This is a genomic window from Anaerostipes caccae L1-92, assembly GCF_014467075.1.
Taxonomy (GTDB): Bacteria; Bacillota; Clostridia; order Lachnospirales; family Lachnospiraceae; genus Anaerostipes; species Anaerostipes caccae.
In genome coordinates this window covers 156,818-180,890 of the sequence record NZ_AP023027.1, presented here as the reverse complement: position 1 = coordinate 180,890, position 24,073 = coordinate 156,818, and the positions used below count along the sequence as shown (strand labels likewise).

Annotated in this window: 29 protein-coding genes; 10 read left to right on the top strand and 19 right to left on the bottom strand. The window is 45.2% G+C overall.

Annotated elements, in window-relative coordinates; genetic code table 11:
* Position 1: 1 nt before the first annotated feature.
* From ANCC_RS00950 to ANCC_RS00925, 6 genes are all read right to left on the bottom strand, one after another.
* A complete protein-coding gene (locus ANCC_RS00950) occupies positions 2–322 on the bottom strand; it encodes a (2Fe-2S)-binding protein (protein WP_039946804.1) in 321 nt (106 codons plus the stop codon).
* Between the two features lie 31 nt (positions 323–353).
* Positions 354–1,931 carry an FAD-dependent oxidoreductase gene (locus ANCC_RS00945; protein WP_006567881.1) on the bottom strand — a complete coding sequence of 526 codons (1,578 nt, stop codon included), beginning with the start codon at positions 1,929–1,931 and terminating at the stop codon, positions 354–356.
* A gap of 7 nt (positions 1,932–1,938) precedes the next feature.
* Positions 1,939–2,262 (bottom strand): (2Fe-2S)-binding protein, encoded by a 324-nt coding sequence (locus ANCC_RS00940; protein WP_006567882.1) that lies wholly within the window; start codon positions 2,260–2,262, stop codon positions 1,939–1,941.
* A 170-nt stretch (positions 2,263–2,432) separates the two neighbouring features.
* Positions 2,433–3,566 carry an ornithine cyclodeaminase family protein gene (locus ANCC_RS00935; protein ID WP_006567883.1) on the bottom strand — a complete coding sequence of 378 codons (1,134 nt, stop codon included), beginning with the start codon at positions 3,564–3,566 and terminating at the stop codon, positions 2,433–2,435.
* 127 nt (positions 3,567–3,693) lie between these two features.
* On the bottom strand, positions 3,694–5,064 hold the full coding sequence (locus tag ANCC_RS00930) for an APC family permease (protein ID WP_006567884.1): 1,371 nt from the start codon (positions 5,062–5,064) through the stop codon (positions 3,694–3,696).
* A gap of 152 nt (positions 5,065–5,216) precedes the next feature.
* Complete coding sequence (locus ANCC_RS00925) at positions 5,217–5,810, bottom strand: hypothetical protein (RefSeq protein WP_006567886.1); 594 nt, start codon at positions 5,808–5,810, stop codon at positions 5,217–5,219.
* Positions 5,811–5,904: 94 nt separating this feature from the next.
* Between ANCC_RS00925 and ANCC_RS00920 the strand changes: the two genes are divergently transcribed.
* Positions 5,905–6,381: a TspO/MBR family protein gene (locus ANCC_RS00920; RefSeq protein ID WP_006567887.1), complete on the top strand. Its 477-nt coding sequence runs from the start codon at positions 5,905–5,907 to the stop codon at positions 6,379–6,381.
* On the opposite strand, the gene yaaA is transcribed toward ANCC_RS00920, so the two are convergent.
* Positions 6,378–7,127 (bottom strand): peroxide stress protein YaaA, encoded by a 750-nt coding sequence (gene yaaA / locus ANCC_RS00915; protein ID WP_039946806.1) that lies wholly within the window; start codon positions 7,125–7,127, stop codon positions 6,378–6,380. The two genes, ANCC_RS00920 and yaaA, sit on opposite strands and share 4 nt — an antisense overlap.
* A gap of 45 nt (positions 7,128–7,172) precedes the next feature.
* Here yaaA and ANCC_RS00910 point away from each other — a divergent pair, with 45 nt between their 5' ends.
* The gene (locus tag ANCC_RS00910) at positions 7,173–7,802 is read left to right on the top strand and encodes a TIGR01906 family membrane protein (protein ID WP_006567889.1); all 630 of its coding nucleotides are present in this window, start codon (positions 7,173–7,175) and stop codon (positions 7,800–7,802) included.
* Here the strand turns inward: ANCC_RS00910 and ANCC_RS00905 are convergent.
* Entirely contained in the window at positions 7,799–8,881 is a 1,083-nt protein-coding gene (locus ANCC_RS00905) for a glycerol dehydrogenase (RefSeq protein WP_006567890.1), read from the bottom strand. The genes ANCC_RS00910 and ANCC_RS00905 overlap by 4 nt on opposite strands.
* Before the next feature lie 228 nt (positions 8,882–9,109).
* On the opposite strand from ANCC_RS00905, the gene ANCC_RS00900 reads away from it, so the two are divergent.
* The gene (locus ANCC_RS00900) at positions 9,110–10,156 is read left to right on the top strand and encodes a phosphatidylinositol-specific phospholipase C/glycerophosphodiester phosphodiesterase family protein (RefSeq protein WP_006567891.1); all 1,047 of its coding nucleotides are present in this window, start codon (positions 9,110–9,112) and stop codon (positions 10,154–10,156) included.
* Positions 10,157–10,221: 65 nt separating this feature from the next.
* Here the strand turns inward: ANCC_RS00900 and fucO are convergent, their stop codons facing one another.
* The 3 genes from fucO to ANCC_RS00885 form a co-directional block, all read right to left on the bottom strand.
* Complete coding sequence (gene fucO, locus ANCC_RS00895; RefSeq protein ID WP_006567892.1) at positions 10,222–11,370, bottom strand: lactaldehyde reductase; 1,149 nt, start codon at positions 11,368–11,370, stop codon at positions 10,222–10,224.
* A 126-nt stretch (positions 11,371–11,496) separates the two neighbouring features.
* Positions 11,497–12,051 carry a TetR/AcrR family transcriptional regulator gene (locus ANCC_RS00890; protein WP_006567893.1) on the bottom strand — a complete coding sequence of 185 codons (555 nt, stop codon included), beginning with the start codon at positions 12,049–12,051 and terminating at the stop codon, positions 11,497–11,499.
* Between the two features lie 5 nt (positions 12,052–12,056).
* Complete coding sequence (locus tag ANCC_RS00885; protein ID WP_006567894.1) at positions 12,057–13,070, bottom strand: DUF1848 domain-containing protein; 1,014 nt, start codon at positions 13,068–13,070, stop codon at positions 12,057–12,059.
* A gap of 126 nt (positions 13,071–13,196) precedes the next feature.
* Here ANCC_RS00885 and ANCC_RS00880 point away from each other — a divergent pair, with 126 nt between their 5' ends.
* The 4 genes from ANCC_RS00880 to ANCC_RS00865 are packed head-to-tail and all read left to right on the top strand — an operon-like array spanning position 13,197 to position 16,427.
* On the top strand, positions 13,197–13,643 hold the full coding sequence (locus ANCC_RS00880; RefSeq protein ID WP_009291094.1) for an RrF2 family transcriptional regulator: 447 nt from the start codon (positions 13,197–13,199) through the stop codon (positions 13,641–13,643).
* On the top strand, positions 13,630–14,994 hold the full coding sequence (locus ANCC_RS00875; RefSeq protein ID WP_156782923.1) for an FAD-dependent oxidoreductase: 1,365 nt from the start codon (positions 13,630–13,632) through the stop codon (positions 14,992–14,994). Before ANCC_RS00880 ends, ANCC_RS00875 begins: the two co-directional genes overlap by 14 nt.
* Positions 14,995–15,002: 8 nt before the next feature.
* Positions 15,003–15,674: a cytochrome c biogenesis CcdA family protein gene (locus ANCC_RS00870; protein ID WP_006567897.1), complete on the top strand. Its 672-nt coding sequence runs from the start codon at positions 15,003–15,005 to the stop codon at positions 15,672–15,674.
* Positions 15,675–15,683: 9 nt separating this feature from the next.
* Positions 15,684–16,427: a TlpA family protein disulfide reductase gene (locus ANCC_RS00865; protein WP_006567898.1), complete on the top strand. Its 744-nt coding sequence runs from the start codon at positions 15,684–15,686 to the stop codon at positions 16,425–16,427.
* Between the two features lie 66 nt (positions 16,428–16,493).
* Here ANCC_RS00865 and ANCC_RS00860 read toward each other — a convergent pair whose 3' ends face one another.
* From ANCC_RS00860 to ANCC_RS00835, 6 genes are all read right to left on the bottom strand, one after another.
* Entirely contained in the window at positions 16,494–17,513 is a 1,020-nt protein-coding gene (locus ANCC_RS00860) for an NUDIX domain-containing protein (protein WP_006567899.1), read from the bottom strand.
* Between the two features lie 28 nt (positions 17,514–17,541).
* Positions 17,542–18,264 carry a nitroreductase family protein gene (locus tag ANCC_RS00855; protein WP_006567900.1) on the bottom strand — a complete coding sequence of 241 codons (723 nt, stop codon included), beginning with the start codon at positions 18,262–18,264 and terminating at the stop codon, positions 17,542–17,544.
* Positions 18,261–18,608 (bottom strand): MmcQ/YjbR family DNA-binding protein, encoded by a 348-nt coding sequence (locus ANCC_RS00850; RefSeq protein ID WP_006567901.1) that lies wholly within the window; start codon positions 18,606–18,608, stop codon positions 18,261–18,263. Before ANCC_RS00850 ends, ANCC_RS00855 begins: the two co-directional genes overlap by 4 nt.
* Before the next feature lie 107 nt (positions 18,609–18,715).
* On the bottom strand, positions 18,716–19,294 hold the full coding sequence (locus tag ANCC_RS00845; protein ID WP_006567902.1) for a hypothetical protein: 579 nt from the start codon (positions 19,292–19,294) through the stop codon (positions 18,716–18,718).
* 22 nt (positions 19,295–19,316) lie between these two features.
* Positions 19,317–19,595, bottom strand: coding sequence for a hypothetical protein (locus tag ANCC_RS00840; protein ID WP_006567903.1), 279 nt, complete (start codon positions 19,593–19,595; stop codon positions 19,317–19,319).
* Positions 19,596–19,880: 285 nt separating this feature from the next.
* Positions 19,881–20,414, bottom strand: coding sequence for a GNAT family N-acetyltransferase (locus ANCC_RS00835; RefSeq protein ID WP_006567905.1), 534 nt, complete (start codon positions 20,412–20,414; stop codon positions 19,881–19,883).
* Between the two features lie 146 nt (positions 20,415–20,560).
* On the opposite strand from ANCC_RS00835, the gene ANCC_RS00830 reads away from it, so the two are divergent.
* Both ANCC_RS00830 and ANCC_RS00825 read left to right on the top strand, forming a co-directional pair.
* Positions 20,561–20,746, top strand: coding sequence for a hypothetical protein (locus ANCC_RS00830; protein ID WP_006567906.1), 186 nt, complete (start codon positions 20,561–20,563; stop codon positions 20,744–20,746).
* Positions 20,747–20,758: 12 nt separating this feature from the next.
* Positions 20,759–21,019, top strand: a complete 261-nt coding sequence (locus tag ANCC_RS00825) for a spore coat protein (RefSeq protein WP_006567907.1) — start codon at positions 20,759–20,761, stop codon at positions 21,017–21,019.
* Between the two features lie 167 nt (positions 21,020–21,186).
* Here the strand turns inward: ANCC_RS00825 and ANCC_RS00820 are convergent, their stop codons facing one another.
* A complete protein-coding gene (locus ANCC_RS00820) occupies positions 21,187–21,612 on the bottom strand; it encodes a hypothetical protein (protein ID WP_148459568.1) in 426 nt (141 codons plus the stop codon).
* 18 nt (positions 21,613–21,630) lie between these two features.
* Here ANCC_RS00820 and ANCC_RS00815 point away from each other — a divergent pair, with 18 nt between their 5' ends.
* Complete coding sequence (locus tag ANCC_RS00815) at positions 21,631–23,679, top strand: right-handed parallel beta-helix repeat-containing protein (protein WP_182483063.1); 2,049 nt, start codon at positions 21,631–21,633, stop codon at positions 23,677–23,679.
* A 120-nt stretch (positions 23,680–23,799) separates the two neighbouring features.
* Here ANCC_RS00815 and ANCC_RS00810 read toward each other — a convergent pair whose 3' ends face one another.
* The gene (locus tag ANCC_RS00810; RefSeq protein WP_006567910.1) at positions 23,800–24,042 is read right to left on the bottom strand and encodes a GGDEF domain-containing protein; all 243 of its coding nucleotides are present in this window, start codon (positions 24,040–24,042) and stop codon (positions 23,800–23,802) included.
* Positions 24,043–24,073: the final 31 nt, after the last annotated feature.

The window sequence follows — 24,073 nt, the reverse complement described above, 5'->3', positions numbered from 1 at the left end:
ATTACCGTACCTCCTTTCCAAACACTCTCATCTCGGTAGGACGCATCGGCGCCCTGGATACAGCCGGTTCCAGTTCTGCCGGAGAAACTCCCAGTTCCCGTGCAGCGATTCCCTTGACCAGTTTAGAACAGGTCTGCCCCTGACAGAGTCCCATGCCGGTTCTTAAGTATCTCCGGATCTCTGTGAGGGTAAACATCCCGTCGTGGACGGCTCTCCGGATTTCTCCTTTTGTGATTTCCTCACACCGGCAGATGATCATATCATCATCGTCCGCCGGAATATATGCTTCTAATTTCTTAGATCTGTCATTTATCGTATTCACAGTTCTTTCCTCCATCTTTTATACTCAGGCTTTAAGAGGCGCGGAAAAACCTTGCCTTCATGGCCATGTCAGCAGGCACCCTGATGGTCAGAAGATTGGTGTGGTCAAATCCTTTGGATGTTTTTATCTCTACCACTTCTGCCCTGCATACTTCGTTTCCGCCCCGGTCAAGCGCTTTTCCCTCTGCTCCTTTTTCTGGCAGCGGAAGGAATTCATACGGAAGGGTCACGCTTGCATAATCTTTCTCAAATTGCTCGTTCACGAGGAAAATTGCCTGCCCTGAACAAGCGGCTACACACATGCCGCACCCGATACACTGAGCGTCCGGATCTACTGCCGGCAGGGAAGTGATATTTTCTCCGATCTTGATGCATTTCTTAGGACACGCGTCCTGACATGGATTACACGGAATATTCTGGGTACACTCCATCACCGGATGGATTCCTACGGTCTTTGTAACTCCCGGGTACTGTTTTACTTCTTCCTCGGCTAAATAACCATTTTCCAGCAGGTTCATGGAAATATCACAGCCCTCTTCTGTCTTCTTTAGAAGCTTTCCTTTATTTTCGGGACCGAACATTCCCTGTCTCAGACTTTCCAGGGCTTTTTCCAGTGCAGCGAGCTTCTCATTCCGCTCTTTCTTATCCATAAATCCAAGGGCACAGGCAGCAGCAATTCCCGCCATCCGGCCTTCGATCATCGCGGAACTGGCCTCCTCAATGCCTGACACATCTCCGGCAACAAAAATGCCTTTGACGGAAGTCTCCCCGTATTCATTACAAATCGGTACCTGTCCGCCTTTCTTTGGGTTATCTTCCATCTCACATCCGGCCATTTTTAAAAGCTGGGACATCGGAGACAGTCCGACGGCAAGACAGATGGTATCTACGTCGAAATGCTTCTCAGATCCGGGCACTGTCTGCCAGTTTTGATCCACCTTTGCGATGGTCACTCCGGTGACCCGGTCTTCGCCTTCTGCTTTCACAATCGTGTGAGATAAATAAAACGGTACGCCGCATCTTGCCACTTTGGCCGCATGGACCCCATAGCCTCCGATCCTTGGAGCTGCATCCACTAAAGCCACAACCTCACATCCGGCCTGCATCAGCTGATAACTGACCACCAGTCCTACATTTCCGCTTCCAAGCATCAGAATCTTTTTACCTGGCTGGATACCATGCAGATTCATCATCGTCTGGGCAGCTCCTGCCCCGATCACTCCCGGCAGTGTCCACCCGTCAAAGGTAACCATATTTTCTGAAGCGCCAGTCGCCACGATAATAGCATCCCCTTTGTAATGATGGATTTCATCTCCGATCCGCACAGTAATCTCTCTGTCCAGATAAAGCCCTATGACAGTGGCATTTAAAACGACCTGCACTCCCGCATCTTCTGCCTCTTTTAACAGATCTTCTCCGATTTTAAATCCGCGTATCTTTGCCTTGTGTTCTTTGGAACCAAAAAATTTATGTATCTGCTTAAACAGCTGTCCGCCCGGTTTCGCATTTTCATCAAAAACAATGACATTCATCCCTTTCTTTGCCGCCTCTATGGCCGCAGACAGGCCGGACGGACCTGCCCCTACTACGATCAAATCATACCGTTTCATATCGTTATCATCCCTTCATCTTAGTTTTTTCTGCACTGACTCCATACTGAGTCTGAACCCTCATCCCTTCTTTCAGAGGCGTCACACAAGTCCTCACGTTAGGCTTACCGTCCACCACCATGACACAGTCGGTACAGCGGCCGATGGCACAGAAAATACCCCTGGGCTTTCCGTATTTTTTCGTATGCCGGTGCACCATCACCCCGGCAGCCTTCAAAGCCGCCGCAATCGGCTCACCCTCAAAACCCGTCACAGGCTTTCCGTCATAAAAGAAAGAAACCTCCTTCCCTTTCTCCATCCTGCCCAAAATCGGATGCTCTGCAATTCTCATAGCTAAAACCCTCCTGTTATATCTTTTCTTAACCTGTCCGCCGCGACAAATGCTTTCTTTTCCACAACTATTATTCAGTATTCTTCAGCCAAAAGATGCCGCCCTGCGATAGTTTTTTATCACTATTGGAGGAGCGCATTTCAAAAGCGCGACGGAAATAGTGATAAAAACTACGCCATTCTCGGGGAATCCCACAAGTTCAGTTTCGTCCCAATTCCCTGATCCAATGCTTTTCTGTACAATTCTGTTCCCCATGCCACATCTTCCACTGGCATTCCTCCGATAGAGAACAGAATAATCTCGTCATCATCTTTTCGTCCCGGAACCTTTCCGTTGATGATATCTCCGATGTCTTCGATTTTCTTCCTCGGCATGATTCCGTCGTGGTACATATCCACAAACTTTGTTCCGATAATCGGTACGGTCTCAAAAGAAGGATGAGGATATTCTTCGGTCCATGCTTCATATAAACCAAAGTTGTCTACCACTGTCTTTGCTTTGTTCAGCAGAAAGTCATCTTCAAAGTTAGCGCACGCAGGAAGGCTGAAAAATGCACCCGGCTTAATCCATTCTTCTTTGACCATCGGGTAATTTTCTGATCCTTCCGGACAGGATGTAGCCATGCTGATCACATCAGAGCCCCGGACCAGTTCTTCCAGTGTATCTGCCACCTCAATCGTCTGAAACTGAGGAAATTTTCCCTTCACATATTCAATAAAACTTTCAATAGAGCCCCTGCTTCTTCCCTTAATCTTAATGGTATCAAGACACGGACAGGTACAGACAAACGCTTCCAGAGCCGTTTTGTTCATGACACCGGGCCCATAAATCCCAAGCACTTTGGAATCCCTTCTCGCCAAATGCTTGGCACCGACCCCCGGCACTGCCCCTGTTCGGTAAGCACTCAGCAGGTTCGCAGACATTAAGGATCTCGGCGCACCGGTCTCTTTATCATTGAGCATCAGCATTAAGATGGATCTCGGAAGCCCTTTGTCTTTATTCTCCACGTTGGAACCATACCATTTCATCCCCGCCATGTCATATTCTCCGCCCAGGTAAGCAGGCATCGCCATAAACCTGCGGTCAGGACCGTTCACCGGCATGTTCGGAAAGGGTGATATATCCGGAAAAGAAACCATACATCCATGGGAATTCCCGTTAGAACCTCCCATAGCATAATCCCCTCTGCTCAACAGCCGGAACATCTCTTCCATACTCTCCACGCAGCCCTTCATATCCGTAACTCCGAGCTTCACCATTTCCTCTTCATTTAAATATAAAAAATCAACCTTTGAATTGCTCATAATCAAAACCTCCTGTTTTAGAAAAAAAACTTTTAAATGCTCATTTTAGTCTTTCACTGCCAGACCCATTTTCTGCACGATTGGAGTGAGGCATTCTAAGAGCCGAACGGAAATCGTGCGGAAAATGTCACGCTAATGTATTCACTGTCTGCATTTCCGGACATTCGACCGTTCCCATTTTCTTTATTCCCTTTACCCAGATCACTGAGAATGCGATCAATGCCAGCAGCAAAGTTGCGAATATTTTATAAATCAGGATTCTGGCATCACCCTCGGCGATGTTAAAGATCATATAAATGTCACCGATAATGCAGATCACCTGAGGGATGCCGAGAAGAACCAGATTCTTATTTCTGCCCTCGGCATCCGGATATCTTCTTCTCAGCACAAGGACTGTGATGTTGACCATAATGTAAGAAGTCAGCCAGAAACAGGATGCCGCAAGGATGATATTTGTAAGCCCTGAGGACTGGGTAAAGCCAGTGATAATCAATGCCGTGATTCCTCCGCTCAGCAGGCCGATTCCTGCTGCCGGAACCCCATACTTGTTTTTCTGCTGAAAAGCCTTCGGAAACAAATCATTTTCGGCCATACCGCTTAAAATATTCGGGATGCCTCCGAGAACGGTATTGACTGTACTTATTCCTGCCAGCAGTGTCACGATGCCCATCCAGTAGACACCGGCCTGGCCCATGCACCGTTGTGCAAACAGCATATGGGGCATTGGATTCGATGCCAGTTCCTGCAGTGTGACATACTGTGTCATTCCCACACCGAGCAGTGCCTGCACCCCGAACAAGACGACACTGCCAATAATCATAGCCAAAAGTACGTCTCTTTTAGGGTTCTTTAGATCCTTTGATACCGGGATTACGAATTCAATACCGATAAACAACCAGAAAGCCAGCGCCGATAAAGAAACGATTCCTCCGATCCCGGTAACCTGCGGCTTCGTCTGCTGTGCAGCCGTCACTATCTCGCCGGTACCCAGATGGAAAAAACTTATGATACCCATGAGCAGAAAAGATGCCAGCAGAAGGAATACGACAATGTTCTGGATTCGGGCAAAAAAATCAACTCCTTTATAGTTTACATAGGACAGAACCCCCAATACGATCACACTGATCACCGGTGCCGGAATCTGGGGAAGAAAGATCTGATTCAGCACCGTTCCGCACATGGCGATTTCTACGGAACCGGATAAAATATCAACAATCACATAAGCGGATAACGTAGATACCATAGATGCCACCGGTCCTAAACCCACCAAAGTGTACTGTCCCAGGCCCCCTTCTGCTTTCGGCATCATGGAATGCAGCTCTGAAAAACTTAAAGCCAAAAACCCGTTCAGTATCAGTACGACAAACAGTGCGATAATAAAATTTTTGCCTGCAAGACCCATGCCCTGCCCGAGGGAAAGCAGACAGCTGGTGGCTACGATCAATCCCACACAGACGGATACCGCACTTCCGAGTCCCAATTTTTTTGTTCTCTCCATACATATCACTCCTTTTCATAAAAGAAAGGCGTCCGCCGGATATATCTCCGGTGAACGCCTTTGTTCCCATCTCTCTTATTTACTTTGTTTCCTGCTGATGGGTTACAGCTTACTCTCTTTCTCTTCATATGAATTGTAAAAATCGGAACTCTTTAATTCTTTTCTTCAAAACGGACCAGTCCGATATAATATCTGGCCGAGTCATCCAGCAAGACTTTCACAGGGATCTCTTCCCGTTCCCCGCAGTTGGACCAGATCAAAATCTCCCGTTCCTCATCATATCCTGTGATGGTCACCCAGTGCCAGTTATCTTCCCTGAATTCCTTTCTGGAATGCCTCCAGATCAGCAGCGCCACAGGGTGTCCGTGATACAGCCCTTCCCTGATAAATTCCAGGCATCCCTGCTTATCTCTGGGCAGAAACATACTTTTAGCCTTCAGCTCTTTCCCTCTGCCGGATGCAAAGCTTAAAAAGTCCTTCTTAAATTTTCCGATCAGCGGATAGCCCATGAAACCGGGCGTCATATACTGATACATGCCCTCCATGAGTTCTAGATATGATTCATAGGGTATGGACTCTGAGTTTTCTACTTCTTGCGAAAATAAGCCTTCACAGACGGCGATATTCGTGCCGGTGACGCTTCCGCATCCCGCACGCCGCTGGAACGTGCCCGGGAACCATTCCTGGTTGCCGCCGTAAGCCAAATATTTTCCGTCTCTATATATTTTAGGACACTTTAATTCCATTTCATATCACTCCTTTTCCCATTATAATATCTTTTTTTGTCAAGATATACAACCCTTGCAGCATAGACTATGTAAAAAGCCCCAGGTGTGTGTTATGAAACAATTATCAAAGAAGCAGCTTTTAAAACTCTGCATCATTTTTCCCATTTTAGTCAGTCTGCTCTCCAGACTCCTGACACCCCGGATGGATGAGGTCTTCCGTCAGCTGAATAAGCCTCCATTCGTTCCTGCCCCGTGGATCTTTTCCGTCGTATGGCTGATCCTCGATATTTTACTCGGTCTGAGCCTTTACACCCTGCTGACCTCGGACGTCACAGAACAGGAGAAAAAACAGGGAATCAAACTTTTTCTCGCCGTGTCCTTCTTTCTGTTCTTCTGGCCCATCATTTTCTTTGAATACGGGCTGGTTTTTTTCTCTTTTGTCTGGATCCTGGCTCTGAACCTGCTCAATGTACTGATGTTCTATGTATTCCGAAAGTACAGCAAAAAATCTGCTTTACTTCTGATCCCGTACATTATCTGGTGCCTGTTTGCGGCGCTGTTAAACCTTGGATTCCTGATCGTCAACTAAAACTTTGTCTCCCGCCGGATAAATACATACTTGGATTCCGAAGACAGGGAAGGTTCAAACTCATATCCGTCCCAGTCAAACTCTTTGATATCCTCCGGCCGGTCTATCCTGTTCTTTACAATATGGCGGATCATCTGACCTCTGGCCATCTTGGCCCATGCCACGATGGTCCGGAGCTTTCCGTTTCTCATGGTGAGAAACTCCACATCCACAAAACGGTCCGGCCCATCCAGATATTTTCTCACGGTTTTGGCATACTCTTCAGAAGCCAGATTCAGGATCAGATCCTGTTCCTTATAAAGTTCCTTATAAATCGCATCTCCCCAAAATTGATACAGACCCTGTCCTGCTGTTTTTACTTTGCAGCCCATCTCCAGACGGTACGGATGAATCGCATCCAAAGGTTTCAGCACCCCATACAGTCCACTTAAGATTCTCACATGCCTCTGGGCATATTTCATATCCCATCCGGTAAAATCTCCTGCGCCCACGTTCTGGAATACAAGGCCGTCATAAGTCATGAGAGCAGCACTGCCGTCCCCGTTCTCAAAATTTTGTATATCTAAAAAAGCCTGAAGGGCGATCTTTTCATTTACCTTCATCAAAGATTCGATCTCCCACGGCTTCAGTTTTTTCAATTCTTCATAAATCTGTCCTGTCTTTTCTGAAAACACAGGATGTGTCAGCCTTCGCTGTTTTTCTTTCCTGACTTTCATGTTTTTTGCAGGTGAAATAATCGCTATCATGGTACTTCCTTGTGTTATAATGGGTTTCATGAAAGGCGGTGCATCATGAAACAATTTCTGCTTACGGTTTCTTTATCTATATTCCTGATATCATTTTCGGTCATATTTACACTGAATTTCCGGCCTCTTTACTACGCCGATATAAAACTTCTTCATATCAGCCGGGAATCCGGACTCTCTGAACAACAGATCAGAGAAAACTATGACCGGCTCATTGACTATAATTCAGTATTTTATAAAAAAGACCTGAAGTTTCCATCTCTTCCCATGTCTGAGGAAGGAAAGATTCACTTTCAGGATGTGAAGCGTATTTTCTCCGGTCTTCAATACGCCTGTATCATCTCATTTATCATAATCCCTGCAGGCCTTTTATGGAAGCGGGAAAAAAAGGATTTCCGTTTCTTAAAAAGGGCATCCGTCTCTGCCGCCGTGCTTCCGCTCCTTCTGGGAGTTCTCGTCTGGGCGGCCGGATGGGACAAGTCCTTCGTGACATTTCACGAGCTGGCCTTCTCCAATGATTACTGGATCTTCGATGAGGCTTTCGACCCTGTCATCACCATCCTGCCGGATGCCTTCTTTCTTCACTGCGCCCTTTTGATGGCCGCAGTCCTTATTCTGTTATGTGCCGTCTGCTTCCTCACAGGAAGACATCTGTGCCGCAGACAGGAATCTTAATAGTATCTTCCCAGTGCGTCCGCCGCAATGATCGCCGCATATACGTCCTCCGGTGTCACTTCAAACGGCATGTTGCCGAGAGTGTCGTCCGGAGAGCATGCGAGGCGTGCTACTTCCATGATCTGTTCTTCTTTTACTTCCTTGATTCCCAAATCTGCAAGGGTAGTCGGGAGTTCTGCTTCCTGACAGAATCCGAGGACTTCCTGAATCTCATCCTGATCCGCCCCTTCCAGAACCAGCTGTACCAGCGTTCCGAAGGCTACTTTTTCTCCGTGGTATAATTCATGGGTTTCCGGAATTGCTGTCAAGCCGTTATGGATGGCATGTGCCCCTGCCAGACCGCCGCTCTCAAATCCGATTCCTGAAAGATAAGTATTTGCCTCTATGATATGTTCTACTGCCTTCGTGCAGATATTTTCACGGACAGCAAGTTTCGCGTCAATCCCCTCATCAATCAAAGTTTCATAGCAAAGTTCAGCCAGGGCCATGGCCGCGCGTGTGATCTTTCCTCCCACACAGTTGGATGCGTCAGACTGCTGACAGGCTCTCGCTTCAAAGTAAGTTGCCAGAGCATCTCCCATACCGGCTACTAAAAGGCGTTCCGGAGCTTTGCTGACAATATCGGTGTCCACCAGCACCATGTTCGGGCTTGCCGGCAGAAACAGGTACTTTTCAAATACACCGTCATCCGTATAGATCACAGACAGTGCACTGCACGGCGCATCGGTAGATGCAATGGTCGGCACAATGATGACTGGCTTTTTCATGTAATAAGCCACTGCCTTTGCGGTATCATGGATCTTTCCTCCGCCGATTCCCACGATGACTTCGCTTCCTGCCTTTTCACACATGTCCATGACACGATTGATCTCTGTCATACAGCACTCGCCGTTAAAAGCTTCATATGTAATCTTGGCATCTTTTTGTCCTTTTGCGATGAAAGGCTCCACTCTTTTTCTTCCTGACGGACTTGTCAGAACAAAAAGGTTGGTTCCGTAGTTTTCCGCATATGTACAAAGGTTTTCCATCTCACCTTTTCCCTGGATATAACGGCTTGGACTTGCAATGATACTTGCCATAGTAATTTCCTCCTTGAATCCTTTGATTCTTATGAATCATTTGAAAAGTTAACCAGCGTCAATACATTTACTATACCATGAAGTTCCTTTCAAAATCCACCGTTGAATGTTAAAACTTTGTCACACAGACTGCTGATATGCTTTTGATTTTTTGGTCTTCCTATGTTATAATGATTTTTAACATAATTGTTACAATTATATTACGTCTTTTTTACAAAGGAAGGTTTCATGCTGAACAATAAAAAGATAAAAACAAAATCCATCAAAAATGCCGTTAAAAAAGCAAAACATCAGCCTAAATATATCCGAGCAGTATTTGAACGGGTCACCCTGCGCCTTGCTTTTCTTGCCCTCCTTGGAAGCATACTCTTTTCTGGGTTCCGTTTTTATCAGGGCCGGCAGCAAAATGTGAATGCCGCAAATGAAGTCAAACAGCAGTCTGATCATAAAAAAGCTTCCGCACAGACAAAGAAGGAGTCAAAGCAGTGGTATGACTACCGTGCGGTTGCACATGCTCTTGGAGAGATCGATGGTAAGGAGTATACGAACTCCAAAGATGCGTTTTTAAATTCCTATCAAAATGGTTTCAGGGTTTTTGAAGCTGACCTGATGCAGACTACGGATCATGTCATGGTCGCAAGGCATTATTGGGGAAAAGACCTGAGTGATCCGAAGAGCAAGGGCGGCAAACCTGTTTCCTATGCAAAGTTTAAAAATATTAAGCTGTACGGCAAATACACTTCTGTCTCATTGAAAGAACTCTTTGAACTGATGGACAAATATCCCGATACATATATTATAACAGACACCAAAGACAGTGATGCCGCAGCCGCAAAAAATGATTTCTCTGTCATTGTAAAGACAGCAAAAGAAATGAAGAAAGAATACCTTCTGGACCGGTTAATCGTACAGATTTACAATCAGCCAATGTATCACGCCATAAAACAGGTTCATCCGTTCCGTCACTTCCTTTATACCACTTATCAGCAGACGGATGTGGCGTTCAGCAAAATGATCAGGTTCTGCACTTCCAACGGCATTGAAGCTGTCACTGTCCCTGTGAGCAGTGTCAATGATTACCGGATGAAGCTTCTAAGTGACGCAGGCCTGTATTCTTTCACACATACTGTCAACAGTGTATATGAAGCCAAAGAATATATGAAACTCGGTGTCTACGGGGTTTATACAGATTTTCTGACAAATGCCGAGGTAGAAAAATGTTCTTTTTCTCTGAAGACAAAAGATTTCTTTGATAAACTTCAAAACGGCAAATAATCCTGCAAAAAGGACTGGCGCACTTTTTCCGTGTGCCAGTCCTTTCATTTCGTTTACGTAAATTCTTACAGCAAAGATTTATAGATTGCAATAATATCTTCTAAACTTGCATCCTTTGGATTTCCAGGTGCACACGCATCTGCGGCCGCTGACTCTGAAAGGAACTGAATGTCCTCTTCTTTGACGATTTCTTTCAGATCCTGTGGAATTCCCACATCGATGGAGAGCTGTCTCACCGCGTCCACGGCAGCCTTCCTATATTCTTCCTGACTCATATCTTCTGTGCCTTCCACACCCATGGCCTTGGCGATGTACTTATATTTATCCCCTGTGGCATCAGCGTTGTATTCCATGACAGCCGGAAGAAGAATGGCATTTGCAACACCGTGCGGTGTATCATAGACTGCTCCCAGTGAATGAGCCATGGAGTGTACGATTCCCAGTCCTACATTTGAGAATCCCATTCCTGCCACATACTGTCCGAGAGCCATTCCCTCTCTGCCCTCTTCTGTATTTTCCACTGCACCCCGCAGATTCTGTGCGATCAGTTCAATCGCTTTCAGATGAAACATGTCTGTCATTTCCCATGCATCTTTTGTAGTATATCCTTCGATCGCATGGGTAAGGGCATCCATTCCGGTTGCGGCAGTCAGGCCCTTCGGCATAGAGGACATCATATCCGGATCGATGACGGCAATGACCGGGATATCATGGGTGTCTACACAGACGAATTTGCGTCTCTTTTCCACATCTGTGATGACATAGTTGATCGTAACCTCAGCTGCGGTTCCCGCGGTCGTCGGAACTGCGATGATTGGAACAGACGGATTCTTAGTTGGCGCCACGCCTTCCAGACTCCGCACATCTTCAAATTCCGGATTTGCAATGATGATTCCGACAGCCTTGGAAGTATCCATAGACGATCCGCCTCCAATGGCGATCAGATAATCTGCACCTGACTCCTTAAATGCAGCCACACCTGTCTGAACGTTTTCGATCGTAGGATTTGGTTTAATGTTGGAGTAAACCTCATATTCGCATCCCGCCTCATCCAACACGTCTGTTACTTTCTTTGTAACGCCGAACTTTACCAGGTCAGGGTCCGAACAGATGAATGCCTTTTTGAAGCCTCTTGCTCCGACTTCTGCTGCGATTTCCCGGACCGCACCTTTTCCGTGATAGGACGTTTCATTCAATACAATACGCTTTGCCATAACAACCTCCTTGAGATACCTTTAATTTATCGTGATTCTTTCATTATCAGTTTACCTCCGGGCGGAACAGGCGGACAAGTGACACATTTCCCATAATGTCAAAAAAGTGACACTTCCCTAAAAGTGTTACTTTTTAAAGTCATTCAAAAGTTCTGCAAGTTCCGGAGGCAGAGCCCTGACCAGAAGCTCTGCCATGTCTTCCGTGCTCCGCTTCATTCCGCCGGTTACCCACTGAACCGTCATGGCGATCGATCCCCGGCAGTACATTTCCAGAAGGAATTTGATATCCGGCGGGATCTCTTTCTGATATTTCTTTTTTATAATATCCTTGTAAAATTCATAGATAAAATCAAAATCATGCTGGAGCAGTGAGTTATGATCCTCTGATTTAAAGGCCGCCGTGAAGAAGCAGCGCTCTCCTTTGATAAATTCAAACTTCTTGATCAGTCCTTCCCTGAGTGTAAGGCTCACACCCATCTGCCGGAAAGATACGATGGCAAGTTTATCAAAATACCAGTTGATCAAATCATACTTGTCCTTAAAATTCCTGTAAAATGTCTGTCTTGTCACATCACACCGCTCTACGATCTGTTTTACCGTGATCCGGTCCACAGGCGTAAAAACCATCAGTTCCCTGACGGCACCTGCCAGTTTGTATTTTGTTTTTTCCGATGCATCCATGAAACTCACCTCATTTGTCCGCCAGTGCTTCCCTCAAAAAAACTCAGCTGTGTAATGACGCAGGACTCGGCTTTTCTTTCCGTTATCTTATCGAACTGATCCGTCTTTCCGCATAGCATCAGAGCCTCCGGCCGGTACTGTGCCGCAGTTTGATTTACAAATTCTCTGCTGTGGCCGGCATAACAGTACAGACAGCCTGCCGGACAGGTATCATAACTTCCGATATCAATACTCTCTGCGCATCCACACTCCGGCCTTTGATTTTTATCTTTATCCACAGAAATTTTCATTCCAATAAGTTTTTCCACAAGTCCTCTGTCAATACAGCTGCCCGGTCTGATGCCGAAGCCGGTAAGGTCATAGTGCTCCGCACAGGTCACCGCAGTCATACCATGATTTTCCGCGGAGGTCCCTGCTCTCTGAGCAAATTGAAAGACTTCTTCTTCGGTGGGCCGGCGAATTCCCTCCTGTGTCATCCGTCTGCTTATCTTCCGGTACATATCTAAAAAACTGATCACCGCCTGTTTTGTATATCCCTCCAGGGCTTCTGCCATGGATTCAAACGTATGAATATGCCATTCTATAGAATAATCTTTGCTGATCAGCACAGGATCATAGCGCCATATAACCCGCTCATTCCCGATCTTTTCGGACAGCTCCTGAAACAGGGGAATCAATTCTTTTTTCTTATCGGGCATTCCCGGTTCTATATCCTTTCCGTATCCATTGAGTGTAAATTGAAAATAAAATGGATACTCGTAAAGCTCTCCTAAATACTTCATAAAATTTTCAGGATTCTTTGTCCAGAACACGATACAGTCAATGTTTTCTCTGGAAAGCAGAATTTTGCTGACTTGTTTTGGATTCACCGGATTCCTCACGAGAACAAAGCCATCCCGAAGCCGGTTGATGAACCATTCTCCATAAAAAGCCGGAACATCGGTCCTTCTGCTGACACTCAATATCATAAGCAGTCTCCCTGTCAGATTCATTACCACTGGTTCTTTCACTGGCTTCATTGTACCACGGTTTCCCGGCAGATTCCATATTTTCTTCTTGACAATCAAAACTGTAACTGGTAAGATTACAATACAAACTGTAACTCAAGTAATTACATATTTGATAAGACTGAGAGGGATCAATATATGAACAGCGAATTTACGATAGCAGTCCACGCACTCGTTTTTTTAAACCATAAAAGAGAAAGCGTATCCAGCGACAAGCTGGCCGCCAATATCTGTACGAACCCGGCCAGAGTCCGAAAGATCATGGGAAAACTCAAGAAAAAGGGGCTGATTTCTACAAAAGAAGGGGTGGTGGGAGGATATCTGTTTGACCTGGACCCATCCAAAGTAACTCTTTATGATGTCAGCAGTGCCCTGGATGTTCCCTTTGTCTCTTCTTCCTGGCGGAGCGGCGGCAGCGATCTGCCCTGTCTGGTGGCTTCCGGCATGGCAGGCATTATGGATGATATTTACGGCACACTGGATCAGTTATGCAAAGATTATTTGAAACAAGTAACCATTCAAACCATCGATCAAAAGATCTTCGGTTCATCCACAGTAAAGGAGAATGAAAATGAAAAAATATGACGCAGTGATCATTGGTTTCGGAAAAGGCGGAAAAACTTTGGCAGGCACGCTTGCAGCAAACGGAAAGAACGTCGCTCTTATTGAAAAGGATGCTGACATGTACGGAGGAACCTGCATCAATGTTGGATGTATCCCATCCAAATCATTTGTGACGAGCGCAGCTTTTTCTGCAAAGCTTGATTCTTCTTTTGAAGAAAAGGCAAAGCTGTACCGGAAGGCTGTTGAAAAAAAGACAAGGCTGACAGCTGCATTAAGAGATAAAAACTATCACAAGGTCGCAGACCTTGAGAATGCAGATGTTTATAACGGAACTGCTTCCTTTCTGGACAGTAGGCATGTGGCCGTGGCTTTACAGGATGAAACACTGGAATTGGAAGCAGATCAGATTTTTATCAATACGGGAGCCCGCCCGTTTGTCCCTCCGATCGAGGGTCTCTCAGACAGCCGCCGGGCATATATCAGTGAGACTATACTTTCTTTGGAGGAACTGCCAAAGCGTCTTGTCATCATCGGCGGCGGCTATATCGGCATGGAGTTTGCTTCTATCTACACCAACTTCGGCTCTAAAGTTACTGTCATCCAGGACGGGGAAGTATTTCTTCCGAGAGAAGACCGGGATATTGCCGATGCTGTCGCAGAAAGCTTGAAAGAACGCGGAGTAAGACTTCTGCTCTCCACAAAAATAAATTCCGTCCGTGATGAAGAGACTGAAACGGTTGTGTCTGTGGAAACGCCTGAGGGCGGTGAAAAAATTTCAGCGGACGCCGTTCTTATCGCCACTGGACGCCGCCCCAACGTAAATGATCTGAACCTTGACGCTGCCGGTGTGGAATTGACACCCCGCGGTGCAGTCAAAACAGACGAATTTCTTGAGACAAATGTTCCGGGCATCTATGCAATGGGCGACGTAGTCGGAGGACTTCAGTTCACTTACATTTCCCTGGATGATTTCCGCATTGTAAAATCACAGATTCTGGGAGATAAAAAACGAACCATAAAGAACCGCGGCGCCGTACCGTACAGTGTCTTTTTAGATCCTCCGTTTTCCAGAGTGGGACTGAGCGAGACCGAGGCCGCTGAGCAGGGTTATGAATATAAAATTGCGAAACTTCCCGCTGCTGCCATCCCAAAGGCAAATGTCCTCGGACAAAAAACCGGGCTTTTAAAAGCCGTGATTGATACGAAGACAAACGAGATTTTAGGCGCTCATCTGTTCTGTGCCGAATCTCACGAAATGATCAACCTGATCAAACTCGCTATGGATGTACATCTTCCATATACTGTGCTGAGAGATACAATCTACACCCATCCGACCATGAGCGAGGCACTCAACGACTTATTTAACATCTAGGAGACTTTATGCAGTATTTAATTTCATTTTTAGAAGGTATCGTAACCTTTATATCACCCTGTCTGCTGCCGATGCTCCCTATCTATATTTCTTATTTTGCGGGAGAGACAACAGACCGCCCAAGACACAAAGCCTTGCCTAATGCCATAACGTTTGTTGCGGGATTTACCCTGGTTTTTATTCTTCTGGGTGCCTTCGCGGGAACTCTCGGAGGGCTGCTCACCTCACATAAAATGATTGTCAACATAATCACCGGACTGATCGTCATCATCTTTGGTCTGAATTTTACCGGAGCGCTTAACATAAGCTTTTTAAACAGTACAAAACGCAGCTCTATGGAAATGAAAAAACATTCCCTTGCATCATCTTTCTTATTCGGGATCGTTTTTTCCATCGGCTGGACCCCATGTGTAGGGGCGTTTCTTGGCTCCGCACTGATGATGGCGTCGCAGCAGGGCTCCATGGCAGAAGGCATCCTCATGCTGTTTCTCTACTCAATGGGTCTGGGCATTCCGTTCATTCTCAGCGCCGTGCTCATTGAGCGACTGATGGGAGCCTTCAGCTGGATCAAGTCACACTACGGCATCATCACAAAAGTTTCCGGAATTCTGCTTATTATCGTGGGATGCGTGATGATGTTCGGAATGATGGACCGCTTTTTATCATTCTTGACATTTTAGGAGGGATCTATGAAACAACAAACAAAACTGATAGGGATCATTGTCATACTCATTGCACTTTTAGCAGGCGCTTTTGTCCTCTACCAGAATCTGAGCAAAAAATATAAGGCAGATACCGCTTCCAAAGAAACATCTTCCGGGGATGCTACAGAAAAACAGGAAGCTGTCACTGCCCCGGACTTCAACGCAGAGAACGCCGATGGAAAATCCATAAACTTCTTTTCTCTCACCGGCAAAAAACCCATTGTGTTAAATTTCTGGGCCAGCTGGTGTCCGCCGTGCAAACAGGAGATGCCCGGTTTTGAGGCCATGTATAAGAAATATTCCGACAAAGTCAATTTTGCCATGGTCAACATGACCGACGGAGCAAGGGAAACAAAGAAAAAAGCCTCCTCCTTTATCAGAAAGCAGGGTTATACTTTCCCTGTTTACTATGATACTGAACAGGAAGCTGCCTATAACTATCAGGCAGAGTCTCTCCCCACAACCTACTTTATCAACCGGGACGGAGAAATTGTTTCCGGAGCCAGGGGCGCTATGGAAGAGAGTGCCCTGGAGGCACAGATCAAAAAACTGTTAGAAGAACAAAGTGAGCAAGCCCACTTCAACGCCCCAACCCCTCACTCTTTGAGGGGCTTGACAACTTTGCGTGCCAGATGCAATTTGCCGCGGGCAAATAATTTCCTTACGCATTTGTGCACAACCCGCGGAGCGTTTTTATTTCATAGGGAAGGTCGTAGAACTTTCCTATGAAGTAAAAAACAAAAGGAACTGACTTGTCCATTGTCAGTTCCTTTTGTTTTATCATATAGTTCTATTTTATTTGCAGTTCAAAAATTCTCCGAGCATCTTGATCTCATCCGCGAAAATACAGTGTTTGATCTCACCGTTCCGGGCTTTTTCTTCAAATTCTCCGAAGTCCATCCAGAGAACAGAATCCACTTCTTCCTTCTGCAGCCGGAACTGTTCTTCCGCAAGATCTGTCTCATATACGTAAACTGCACTCAGCTCATGGTTATGAAACGGCTTTCCATGAAAGATATCCTTTACGACGGAATCTCTCATTCCTATAAACTTAAATTCTTCCGGCTCTGCCGTTACTCCCAGTTCTTCGGAAAGTTCCCGCACCGCAGTGTTCAGATAATCATCCCCTGCCGCCATGTGGCCTGCTGATGACACATCATAATACCCAGGAAATGCGTCCTTTTCTTTGCTGCGCTTTTGCAGCAGGACATCAAATCCGTTTTGTTTCCTGCGCACCAGCCAGATATGGGAAGTCCCGTGGAGATCACCGCCCGTGTGCACAATTGATCTTTCCTTTACGATCCCTGTAGGTTTCCCGTCCGAAGTCAATATATCAAAAAGTTCCATATCTTCGCCGTTTAGACAAGCCTGTCTAAGGCAGTCCCCCTGATAGACAAGCTTCAGCGAAAAGAAAGGTCCATTCTCAGCCAGCAGCTTAAAAAAAATCTTGTCCCCCTCCCAAAGGTTCAGGTCCAAAATATCCTTCTTATCCACCCATTCTAAGACCCCTTCATTGCAGGCGGTCAACTCCCCCTTAAATCCGTCTGCCGTAAAAAGGCTGATGTATTCCATCGGCCAGTCGTCACAGAGAAACGTAAGAATACCTCTAAACTTCCAGGACGTAAGCTTAAGCCCCGTCTCTTCTTTTACCTCTCTTAACAGGCAGTCCTCCGGGCTTTCTCCGTATTCAAAATGTCCTCCCACGCCGATCCACTTGTCCTTATTAACATCGTGTTTTTTCACGGTCCGGTGAAGCATTAAATATTTCTCATCTTTTTCTATATAACACAGCGTTGAAAATTTTGTCTTGCTCATCGATCATCCATCCTGTTTTTATTCTCTGTCAATAACGGAATTCTGCTCCGTTTCCTAATTCCCAGTATCCTGTTTTTTCCGCTCCCAGCTCAAAATGAAGCTTTGCGATCCCCATATCAATCTCTTCAAATCCATTTTTGACCTTTACATGGGCTGTAAACTTTCCATCCTTCCACCGAAATTCCACCGGCTGTGCATTCAGGGCAGACGGGGCCTTCTCAACTGCTTCCATCCCCTGCATGATCCAGTCCGGAATCTTTTCTTCTGTCTTGAGCATCTGATCTGCTTTTTTCCCTTTTTTCTTTACAAAAGAAGAGATCATCTTTTCTTTCGTCCTCTTATCCGCCTCTACATATCCAACCGTAATGACCGCCTCAAGGCTCTCTCCCTGTTCTAAATCGCACACACAGCTGTCCTTCTTATATGTACTGCCCACCCAGCATGTGCCGAGTCCGGTAGCAGCAGCCAAAAGGACCAGCTTTTCACCGTAATAGCCCAGCTTTTCTTTTAAATCGGGATCGTCTTTTCTGCCCGCCATTGCAATGAATCCATGCACATTTTTAAACATGCCGTAGCTCATTTTAATCTTGGAAATGTTGCCCTCATCTGTGATGAGCTGCAGATGGAGCCCCTGTTCCTTATTGATTTCCCGGATCATCTGAAACAACGGCTTTGCATCTTTTTCCCTTATATATTCCGGAAGGTACGTCCTTCTGGAACATCTTATGTTGATTGCTTCTCTCGTATTCATTTCTGCCTCCTTATGCCTGCTTGAATCAAATCGTAGCTCTCCCCGATCATGCGTTTGATATCCTCATCCGGCACTGAACCGTCAAGAATGATGGAATTCCAATATTTTTTGTTCATATGAAAGGCCGGCACAACAGAATCATAAGTCTCTCTCCATACCAAGATCCACTCCGGATCACACTTTATATTGACCCAGATATGTCCGTTCCGTTCAAAAATAAAAGCAAATGTCTTTTTATTCATCTCATGTCTCATGAGTGTCCAGTTGCTGTCATGAAACGGATAGTCTTCATAAACCTGCTTCAGTGACATGCAGAATTCAATCACTTCTTTTCTTGTTCTCATACCCCGGGCCTCCTTTCCATAGCCTTTTTATTATAACACTGATTCTTGATTTTTGCCCGGAAAAAGAAGAAACAGACAGAAAAATGCTGTCTGCTTCTTAATATTTGCTAATATTTTTTTATCGTAAATGCGGTCGTCTGAGGCGGAATGCTTGCGGTCATAAAATCAGCATGTTCTACCCGTACCCGGTCGCCCTGTTTTAAGTCCCTAAGCCGTATTCTGCTTCCCTGGCGGTCCAGAATCGGAGTATTCTCTGTGACTACAAAACGGATCTGGCTTTCCGGTTTTCCGGGTATTCCTGTGTACAGGAAACCGTTGTGCAGATCAACCCCTGCCACTCTCCCGTCGGTAACCGCTGTCCCGCAGGGATTGCTTTTCACAATGATCCTGTATGCTCTGGCCTGGGGTGGAATACTTTTTGTCATAGCCTTTGAGATCCAGGCATCGACCGTCATGCCTTCCTTCAGATCCCTGGAAGTAATTCTTTTCCCGTCGCTGCAGTGGATCAATGTATGCTCATCCACAATCATTACAACGACGGACTGAATTCTGCTGTCTTTCTGAAGTCTGCACACTGTTTTGACGTAATCTGCGTCACCCGAATGCATGATATTTTCAATGGTCCCGCCCTGGATATTGATTGTTTCTCCCTGATCCGAATCCCATATATTTTCACAAAAGCTCATGCTTATACAGTTCCTTTTTCTTTTATATTATGCAGAAATATAATTTTGTGAAGTTATTTACTGTATTTTCCTGAAAAATATTCTTCCAAATACGCTTTTGCACTTTTTTATCCTGAATCTCTTTTTTGACATATGTAAAATATTCCAATGCATCCTGCCAGTCCTTTGTACTGAAGCTTTCCGCATCAATTTTATTCAAAATCCGGCTTATTTCTCTGTCTTTCTGCCTGTCTCTGAGTTCCGAAAGATATGCACATCTGCTTTTCTCTGCTAAAAAATCCAACAGTCCCTGATCTGCCATCTTCTATATCCTCCCATTCTCTGTATCTCCCTGTACTTTTGTCCGTAAAGAACGCCTGGTGATTAAAGCAGACTTTTTTTGAGTATTTTCAGCTTTTCCATCACCACCATCTGCCAGTCAATATTCTGGTCTTTGGCAGACACTCTAACATATCCAAACACACGATGTTTTCCTGATTCCATAAATTCATTCCCCCCTATATACTGTAGGTTAAAAATCTACTCCTATAAAGTATCACAAGAAAGAATCAATCTTATACTCGGAGGGTGTGCCCTGTGGGGATCTTTAAGCTTGTATCTCATACACTGTCTCAAAAATCTGCTGTTTCATCCGTTCAAAATCTTCTTTCGATGACTTCTTTGGATATGTCATATTTTTCAGCAGCAGAGAGGATTGTCCCTGCTGGAGATCCGGCTGTATATAATCAAAATCATTGAGGCAGAACCCGGCTCTTTCGTAAAATCCTATCCTTCTCCTTGCCAAGTCTGTTCCCGGCTCTTCTACTTCCAAAAACACTGTTTTTTCCGTATTATTCAAAAAATCATTCAGGAGCATTCCCCCGATTCCATTTCCCCTTAAGGATGCATCAACCGCAAAATGCTCTATAAAAACGAATGTGTCAAACTCCCACACGGCGAGAAGGCCATGGATTTCGCTTTCTTGTTTCACTGTATAAAGCTGATACGCCGAACGGCCGAGAAGGTTTCTCTGACCTTCTTCATTTCTTATTTCACTTGGCGGAAAAGCCTCTGTCATCAGTTCATAAATTTTTGAAAATTTTTCTGCTTCTGCCTTTTCCCATTGATAGATATGCCTCAAAATAAAACCTCCATAAAAAATTCATTCATTTTTTAATTAAATTTTATTACAAAATCAATCAAATTTATACAGCTGCTTTCATTTCGCATACTATAAAAATTGTTTGGGATACTAAAGAGGTAATAAATTTTAAAGGAGGCATTACAATGGCAAATATATCTATGTTAGATTTACAGAACCTTCGTCACTTAATCGGCGGTTTTGACACCACACACTGCAAAATGCAGGCTTATGCAGACCAGGCGACAGATCCCGCTCTGAAAAAATTCTTTCAGCAATCCGCTCAGTCAGCAATGGACAGTAAACAAAAATTAATGCAGTTTCTTAAGTAAGGAGGAAGCAAAATGTTAGATGATAAGACAATGGTAGCCGATACGCTTGCCGGCGTAAACGGAGAGCTGACAAGGTACGGCGGAATGATCGCCCAGTCGGAAAACCAGGAATTAAAGCAGACATTAAAACAGATGAGGAACCAGTGTGAAATGTCTCAGGAAGAGATTTATAAGCTTGCCAGAGAACGTGAGTATTATGTTCCTGCAGCACCTGCCACTCAGGAAGAAATAGATCATGTAAAATCTCTGTTCCCACAGGATAAAATGTTTTAAGTAAATTTATTTAAGAAAAGCGGCATCCAAAATATTAGGTTTGTGATCAGCCCCTTGTCAAGTAGACAGATGAAATATCTAAAATAAAGTGCCGGAAATGGTCATGTACATGCATGGCCATTTCCTATGCACACCATTTTTCTTTATATTTTTCAATGCGCGGACTTTTACATAATATCTTTTTTAGCCTTCAGTTTCTTCAATGGATAATAGAGATTCAGCCTGCTGGATAGGATACCATCATTTGAAAAAACAATAGTTTTATCCTTTCCTTTGATTGCATCAAAGAAAGCCTTCTTTGCGGTATAGCTGCTGTTGGAGAAATTGATCATGGCATCTTTTATGTCTATTCTATTATTTCCATTGTTTATGACACATTTTTGATTTAAATCACCGGCCTGATCAGCAATCCTTACACCAGATATCTCATATGCTCCTGAAGGGGCCTTAGATGAAATTGGAATATTAAAAGTATATTTACCTGAAAATTTGGGCGAGTTTGACCATTCCCCTTGCCTGTTATTTCTGCATATACTAAATATAAGATTGAACTGAAAAAAGCAGGTGATATTTTGACTCCAGTCTCCAATCAAACTGAGCTTCTGAATGCTGTGGCTTCCAAAGAAACTCACATTCAGGCAGTCTCAGATTTCACAGTCTCCAAACAGATCACTGTCCGCTGTTCCCTGACACTCACTGGCTGTTCCGATGAATGTCCGGTCTCCCTTTATAAGGATGCTTCCTTTCCCTCTGCTATGTTTCATGTTTCAGAAGGAGGCAGCCTCACCCTTCAAAACATTGTGTTAGACGGTCAAAAGGAACTCCATTCCGGCAGAGATCCTATGAACCGTTCCTTAATATTGATTTCGGGCGGTACGCTCATTCTGAAACACGGTACAGTTCTCCGAAACAACCATTCCTATACAGAAGGGGGAGGCGTTTATTTTTCAGGCATCGGTTCCCTTCCAAACAATTTCCTGATGACCGAAGATTCGCAGATTTCGGGCTGCTCCTCCAGACTCTGCGGAGGAGCTGTTATGGCCGCTGTCAAACATCCCGATGATAAACTTTCAATCCTGGGACGCGCTTTGATCACCCACAATACTGCGGCCCACGGCGCCGGGATCTATCTTCGCTCTTTTGAAAAGCGGGCGGGAAGCATCCTCACCGTTTCTGACTCGGCAGCCATAACTGATAACATTGCCCTGGGATGCGGTGGCGGCATCAATTTCTCAGGCTTCCGTGAAGATGCTGAAATACCTTCTTCCCTCACAGTGTCAGGTAATGTGAGGATCTCCGGAAATGCCTCTGCTTACGGGGGAGGTATTTACTTCTTCGGCTGCAGTGAGGAAGATCAGCTGGATATCGAAAAGGACTCTGTCCTCTCTGAAAACAGTGCAAAAGAAAACGGGGGAGGTCTCTGCCTGGTTTCCCAAACAGGTGCCTCAGTTACAGTAAATGAATGTTCTATTTCCAAAAACAAAGCCGATGGACAGGGCGGAGGCATTTCACTCACTAATCGTTCTTCAAAAAAATCTGTCCGCCTGGCACTGATGAATTCTGATATAAAGGGAAACCGGGCGGCTTCCTGCGGCGGAGGCATTGTTTTTAGTGCAGGCAGCGGAGAATTTTCCTTTCATCTTACAGACAGCAGGATTTTTGAAAATATTTCTTCTTCTGACGGCGGCGGTATTGCCATGAGTTCATCCGGCAGCGGCATTGTCAATGTGTCACAGACTTCATTTTCCAGAAACACCGCAAAAAAATCCGGCGGCGGGCTGGCCTTTCTGTCTGAGTCTTCATCTAAAGCAAAAAATCTCTCCCTGACATCGGCAGAGTTTATCAAAAATCAGGCAGGATCAGGCGGAGGAATCTTTCTTGATTCCAAAGAAGGCGCTGCGGATGCAAACCTATATGACTGTATCATCGAGGACAATACGGCTCGTTTTGGGTACGGCGGCGGTATCCTGTCCCATGGCTTTGGCAATATTGTAAGTTTAAGAGGCACCACACGGCTTTCACAAAACCTTGCCAAGAAAGCAGGAGTCGGTATCTCTCTTGAATGCGGCAGTTCTCTTATTCTTGAGGAAGGACCAAATTTATATGACGGCTTTTTCCTCAAAGATGCGGATACTCATCTCTACCTGCAGAACACCCTCCATCCCAATGCATGTATCCGTCTTGAGAATTCCGAATATATTTCTCCAAACAAGGAAGGAAATCCAATCGTCATCTGTGCCCCTTTATCCGAATATTTCGGTCTTCAGCCTTCGGACGCCGAAAAATTTCGGATGCCGTCCCACGGGTTTAACGGCTGGGAATTCCGTCTAAATCCTGACCGAACTTTTGTCCTGCTGGCTCCCGTCCGTTTCAGGATACGCTATGAGAACCTGTTGGAATCCTCAAACACCAACCCAGTTTTTTATACGACAGATTCACCTGATCTCATCCTGAATCCTCCGGAAGAACTTCCGGGCCTTGCCTTCCTCGGATGGTATGACGATCCATTCGGCGGAAAACAGATAAATATGATCCCCCATGGAAGCACGGAGCATTACACGCTCTATGCCAGATGGAAACCAGAACCCGTGGGGTTAAAGTCCCTTCCCCTTTTCAGGAAACGATTCCCTCTTTCTCTTCTGAGCAAAAGAAAGCATTAAAATAAGGGAGTAAATCACAGTACGATTTACTCCCTTCTCCATACAGTTTATGATCGACCAGAAATTATATATCCGTTTTTTCCTCTCTGCTTTGTCTTGTAGAGAACCGCATCCGCATTATTATACAGCGAGACAAAGTCTGTTCCGCCCCAGAATATCATTTTCACGGATATGCCCTCGTATAACTGTTATAAACTCTTTAATAGCCATATCCCTAAACACATGGCCGAACCGGCCGTTGGCCTGCTTAAAGTTATCAATATCCAACAGGAAAAAGGCATACATGGCAACCTGATTTTTTGACAAGACCTTCCCGATGCACCTTTCTGCAGCATTGGTTTTGAATAACTTTTGTTTCTTCATGCCGGCTCCTCCTCCCAGTCCTCTGTCCCGA

Bases quoted from the DNA above. Each gene is read 5' to 3' on its own strand.
- ANCC_RS00825 (WP_006567907.1), top strand. From the start codon at position 20,759: ATGTTAGATGATAAGACAATGGTAGCCGATACGCTTGCCGGCGTAAAC.
- ANCC_RS00925 (WP_006567886.1), bottom strand. From the start codon at position 5,810: ATGGAATTAAAGTGTCCTAAAATATATAGAGACGGAAAATATTTGGCT.
- ANCC_RS00930 (WP_006567884.1), bottom strand. From the start codon at position 5,064: ATGGAGAGAACAAAAAAATTGGGACTCGGAAGTGCGGTATCCGTCTGT.
- ANCC_RS00870 (WP_006567897.1), top strand. From the start codon at position 15,003: ATGCAGTATTTAATTTCATTTTTAGAAGGTATCGTAACCTTTATATCA.
- ANCC_RS00865 (WP_006567898.1), top strand. From the start codon at position 15,684: ATGAAACAACAAACAAAACTGATAGGGATCATTGTCATACTCATTGCA.
- ANCC_RS00840 (WP_006567903.1), bottom strand. From the start codon at position 19,595: ATGGCAGATCAGGGACTGTTGGATTTTTTAGCAGAGAAAAGCAGATGT.
- ANCC_RS00920 (WP_006567887.1), top strand. From the start codon at position 5,905: ATGAAACAATTATCAAAGAAGCAGCTTTTAAAACTCTGCATCATTTTT.
- ANCC_RS00890 (WP_006567893.1), bottom strand. From the start codon at position 12,051: ATGGATGCATCGGAAAAAACAAAATACAAACTGGCAGGTGCCGTCAGG.
- ANCC_RS00875 (WP_156782923.1), top strand. From the start codon at position 13,630: ATGAAAAAATATGACGCAGTGATCATTGGTTTCGGAAAAGGCGGAAAA.
- ANCC_RS00855 (WP_006567900.1), bottom strand. From the start codon at position 18,264: ATGAATACGAGAGAAGCAATCAACATAAGATGTTCCAGAAGGACGTAC.
- ANCC_RS00810 (WP_006567910.1), bottom strand. From the start codon at position 24,042: ATGAAGAAACAAAAGTTATTCAAAACCAATGCTGCAGAAAGGTGCATC.
- ANCC_RS00860 (WP_006567899.1), bottom strand. From the start codon at position 17,513: ATGAGCAAGACAAAATTTTCAACGCTGTGTTATATAGAAAAAGATGAG.
- fucO (WP_006567892.1), bottom strand. From the start codon at position 11,370: ATGGCAAAGCGTATTGTATTGAATGAAACGTCCTATCACGGAAAAGGT.
- ANCC_RS00845 (WP_006567902.1), bottom strand. From the start codon at position 19,294: ATGAGCTTTTGTGAAAATATATGGGATTCGGATCAGGGAGAAACAATC.
- yaaA (WP_039946806.1), bottom strand. From the start codon at position 7,127: ATGATAGCGATTATTTCACCTGCAAAAAACATGAAAGTCAGGAAAGAA.
- ANCC_RS00905 (WP_006567890.1), bottom strand. From the start codon at position 8,881: ATGGCAAGTATCATTGCAAGTCCAAGCCGTTATATCCAGGGAAAAGGT.
- ANCC_RS00900 (WP_006567891.1), top strand. From the start codon at position 9,110: ATGCTGAACAATAAAAAGATAAAAACAAAATCCATCAAAAATGCCGTT.
- ANCC_RS00880 (WP_009291094.1), top strand. From the start codon at position 13,197: ATGAACAGCGAATTTACGATAGCAGTCCACGCACTCGTTTTTTTAAAC.
- ANCC_RS00830 (WP_006567906.1), top strand. From the start codon at position 20,561: ATGGCAAATATATCTATGTTAGATTTACAGAACCTTCGTCACTTAATC.
- ANCC_RS00945 (WP_006567881.1), bottom strand. From the start codon at position 1,931: ATGAAACGGTATGATTTGATCGTAGTAGGGGCAGGTCCGTCCGGCCTG.
- ANCC_RS00850 (WP_006567901.1), bottom strand. From the start codon at position 18,608: ATGAGAACAAGAAAAGAAGTGATTGAATTCTGCATGTCACTGAAGCAG.
- ANCC_RS00885 (WP_006567894.1), bottom strand. From the start codon at position 13,070: ATGAAGCCAGTGAAAGAACCAGTGGTAATGAATCTGACAGGGAGACTG.
- ANCC_RS00940 (WP_006567882.1), bottom strand. From the start codon at position 2,262: ATGAGAATTGCAGAGCATCCGATTTTGGGCAGGATGGAGAAAGGGAAG.
- ANCC_RS00910 (WP_006567889.1), top strand. From the start codon at position 7,173: ATGAAACAATTTCTGCTTACGGTTTCTTTATCTATATTCCTGATATCA.
- ANCC_RS00935 (WP_006567883.1), bottom strand. From the start codon at position 3,566: ATGAGCAATTCAAAGGTTGATTTTTTATATTTAAATGAAGAGGAAATG.